Source organism: Frankia sp. Mgl5, assembly GCF_023242985.1.
In the GTDB taxonomy this organism is placed as follows: domain Bacteria; phylum Actinomycetota; class Actinomycetes; order Frankiales; family Frankiaceae; genus Parafrankia; species Parafrankia soli.
The window spans coordinates 1-329 of record NZ_JALKFY010000583.1; the positions used below are offsets into that span (position 1 = coordinate 1).

General features: G+C 54.4%; 1 pseudogene. It reads left to right on the forward strand.

Features of this window, described 5'->3' with window-relative positions:
* Nucleotides 1-329, forward strand: a pseudogene (locus MXD62_RS10740) (asparaginase); the annotation flags it as partial.

Here is a 329-nt window from a genome sequence, read left to right on the forward strand (position 1 = left end):
CAAGCAATGTAGCTACCTTCCAGTCGCCGCAATACGGACCAATCGGCACCATCACGAAAAAAAGCATCAATTATCACCATGCCCCGCTGGAGCGTGAGTATTATGCCATTGATCGTGCCGACGCCAACATCCCCTTGATCAAAGCGGTTGCCGGAATGGATCCCGCCTGGATTCATTTTCTGCTGGAGCAGCCGGTTGACGGTGTTGTTGTGGAGGCGTTGGGCCTGGGCAATCTCCCGCCTGCGATCGTGCCAACTCTGCAGCAGTTGATGAACAATAGTGTACCGGTTGTACTCGTCTCCCGCTGCTATAACGGACAGGTGCAGGAT